The sequence below is a fragment of the Gloeocapsopsis crepidinum LEGE 06123 genome (assembly GCF_015207655.1).
Lineage (GTDB): Bacteria > Cyanobacteriota > Cyanobacteriia > Cyanobacteriales > Chroococcidiopsidaceae > Gloeocapsopsis > Gloeocapsopsis crepidinum.
In genome coordinates, this window is sequence record NZ_JADEWN010000136.1 from 1 (window position 1) to 2,215 (window position 2,215).

The following is a 2,215-nucleotide window of genomic DNA, read 5'->3' on the forward strand; positions in this document are numbered from 1 at the left end:
TTCGACTCACTTGATGCTGTTACAGATGTCCTTTGCCAAGGCTTGCAGGAGTTAATGCTAGCTCCTGCAAAGCTGTCTTCCATGACCTACTTCCCTCATCTGAGAATTGTTCTTTAGAACGCGGTTTAGTATTACAGCAGCATCCGTTGTGGTCAAAGTTAGATGTGGTTCAGCGTGGTAAAGTCTACACCGTAAACTATAACGTTTGGGTTGCTCAGCGCAATATTGGAGGTGCGAATCGAATTTTGGACGATCTGTTTAAGTATTTGGTTGAGGAAAACATTTAATGACACAAACAACACTCTTCATAAAATTCAGTAATAATTGCTCGAATTTCATTTGCATCAATATCTTCTCGGTCAGATTTTGAATAAATAGTCAGTAGTAAAACACTTGTAGGCGATTTATATCCCGCACTTTTCCCTTTTTGAATATTACTGTTGCGAACTCTTACTTTGTAAATAGTATAATTTTGACCAATGTTTGCAATGCGATCGCCTATAGAATTACCCGTTTGTAGTTGCTCAATTACGACTTGCGTATCTGAACGAATGTTTCGATATCGCTTGGAAAGAGCGCGTAAATTCTGTTGATATTCAGCAGTTAAATCAATGGATACCAATGGTTGCTCACTCGGCATCAATTCCTTCCCACATTTCAGACAAGGGCAAACGTTGACCCGATTTTGCTTGTTGCAAGGCTTTCCTCAAACTGGATTTAACGATGTCGATCGGAGTATCGTCGGGATCTTCTGTCAAATCTGATGTTGTTTCTGGAAGCAACACAATAACTCGAACACGTCCAGAATAAACACTTGCCTGAATTAGCTCATCCAAAACTAGATTACCCTGCGCATCAATACTACCAGTTACTTCGATAAACGAGCCAGGTTTAACATCCAAAATCCGAGTTCCCGCCACATGTTGTTTATTTTTCAAAATACCACCAGGAGATACAAAATGTGGTAACTGTTCGTTGATGACACCAGAAGAACGCATTAGAGAACTCAAGCAGGATATGGCTGAGGCTCATTAATAATGCATCTATGTACCTTCATAACAAGCCTGACCACCTGATAGTTCAGCTAAATTTTGATTCACGAGCGCAGGCAATTCTTTTGCTGAATAAAGATAGGTCAAATTAAGTAATCTTTGTGCTGTTATCATAATTTGATTTCTATCAATTCTCTCACTCAATTGAATTGGATTTAATTGCCCATTTAATACCTCGACACTTGTAGGTGCGATCGCCGCCTCAATTGCCTCTTCTAAGAACGGTTGCCACTCGTCTGATTTGATGTAATAAGACGCTTTGTTATCTTTAAGATTTAATTTCTTACTTTTCAATATCGAGTCTGAGATTGAAGCTACCCAAGAATTTGTTAATCGTTCTTCAATCTAATTTTTTATCAAATGTACAATCAGTCTCATCAAAAATGATTCAATATTACGCAAGATGGCTTGTTTACTCATCCCTTCTAGCTCATCTACCAGATTTAGAGCATCTTCATAACGCCCTTCTAAATTACTCTGTTTTAAATCAATTAATTCTTGAGTCATTGTTATTTCTACTATGTTGGTGATTAGTAATAGATAATTGGTAATCGAAATAAATATATATCCAGCATTAGTTTGTATTAAGTTTGTCTTATGTTTTTATTTATTTTGGGTAATTTTTTCTGCTCTTATTTGTAGCATCTTTAAATCAAAGTAGTGTTATCTCTATGCGTACCTATACAATCATCTGGATTGGTCAAACGGCTTCGCTTATTGGTTCCGAAATTACACGTTTTGCGTTAATTATTTGGATATGGCAGCTTACAACTGAAGCAACTCCAATTTCTTTACTTGCTTTTTTCACCGAAGTTCCAATTTTAGTAGTTTCAATCTTTGCAGGTATTTTAGTTGATCGCTGCAATCGTAAATGGTTAATGATCTTAGGAGATGCGATCGCCGGATGTTCCTCAATTGCAATCTTCATTTTATTATTAAGCAATAACCTCGCAATTTGGCATCTTTATCTCATCACAGCTGTTGCCGGACTATTTGGCTACATCCAGGGACTTGCTTTCTCTGCTTCACAAGCACTTACAGCCTATTGCAGTTTTATGAGGCACAGTAGCAACAGTGAGTAAACCAGTTTTTCAAATGCACGGGATTAATTAAATCGAGTGCAGTGGCAATGAGAAGATCAACCCTGAATGCAGTAGTTGGGG

7 protein-coding genes are annotated in these 2,215 nt (G+C 37.6%); 3 read left to right on the plus strand and 4 right to left on the minus strand.

The window, feature by feature from the left end:
- Window positions 1-32: 32 nt before the first annotated feature.
- A complete protein-coding gene (locus tag IQ230_RS26140) occupies window positions 33-287 on the plus strand; it encodes a hypothetical protein (protein ID WP_193935087.1) in 255 nt (84 codons plus the stop codon).
- Here IQ230_RS26140 and IQ230_RS26145 read toward each other — a convergent pair.
- Both IQ230_RS26145 and IQ230_RS28120 read right to left on the minus strand, forming a co-directional pair.
- The gene (locus IQ230_RS26145) at window positions 284-640 is read right to left on the minus strand and encodes a type II toxin-antitoxin system RelE/ParE family toxin (RefSeq protein WP_193935088.1); all 357 of its coding nucleotides are present in this window, start codon (window positions 638-640) and stop codon (window positions 284-286) included. The two genes, IQ230_RS26140 and IQ230_RS26145, sit on opposite strands and share 4 nt — an antisense overlap.
- Window positions 630-920 (minus strand): type II toxin-antitoxin system RelN family antitoxin, encoded by a 291-nt coding sequence (locus IQ230_RS28120; protein WP_456071381.1) that lies wholly within the window; start codon window positions 918-920, stop codon window positions 630-632. Before IQ230_RS28120 ends, IQ230_RS26145 begins: the two co-directional genes overlap by 11 nt.
- Window positions 921-939: 19 nt before the next feature.
- Between IQ230_RS28120 and IQ230_RS28080 the strand changes: the two genes are divergently transcribed.
- Entirely contained in the window at window positions 940-1,035 is a 96-nt protein-coding gene (locus tag IQ230_RS28080; protein WP_407646716.1) for a hypothetical protein, read from the plus strand.
- An 8-nt stretch (window positions 1,036-1,043) separates the two neighbouring features.
- Here the strand turns inward: IQ230_RS28080 and IQ230_RS27825 are convergent, their stop codons facing one another.
- Entirely contained in the window at window positions 1,044-1,346 is a 303-nt protein-coding gene (locus tag IQ230_RS27825; protein ID WP_322742576.1) for a hypothetical protein, read from the minus strand.
- A 51-nt stretch (window positions 1,347-1,397) separates the two neighbouring features.
- The gene (locus IQ230_RS27830) at window positions 1,398-1,559 is read right to left on the minus strand and encodes a hypothetical protein (RefSeq protein ID WP_322742577.1); all 162 of its coding nucleotides are present in this window, start codon (window positions 1,557-1,559) and stop codon (window positions 1,398-1,400) included.
- A gap of 164 nt (window positions 1,560-1,723) precedes the next feature.
- Here IQ230_RS27830 and IQ230_RS26165 point away from each other — a divergent pair, with 164 nt between their 5' ends.
- Window positions 1,724-2,134 (plus strand): MFS transporter, encoded by a 411-nt coding sequence (locus tag IQ230_RS26165; protein ID WP_193935089.1) that lies wholly within the window; start codon window positions 1,724-1,726, stop codon window positions 2,132-2,134.
- Window positions 2,135-2,215 lie beyond the last annotated feature (81 nt).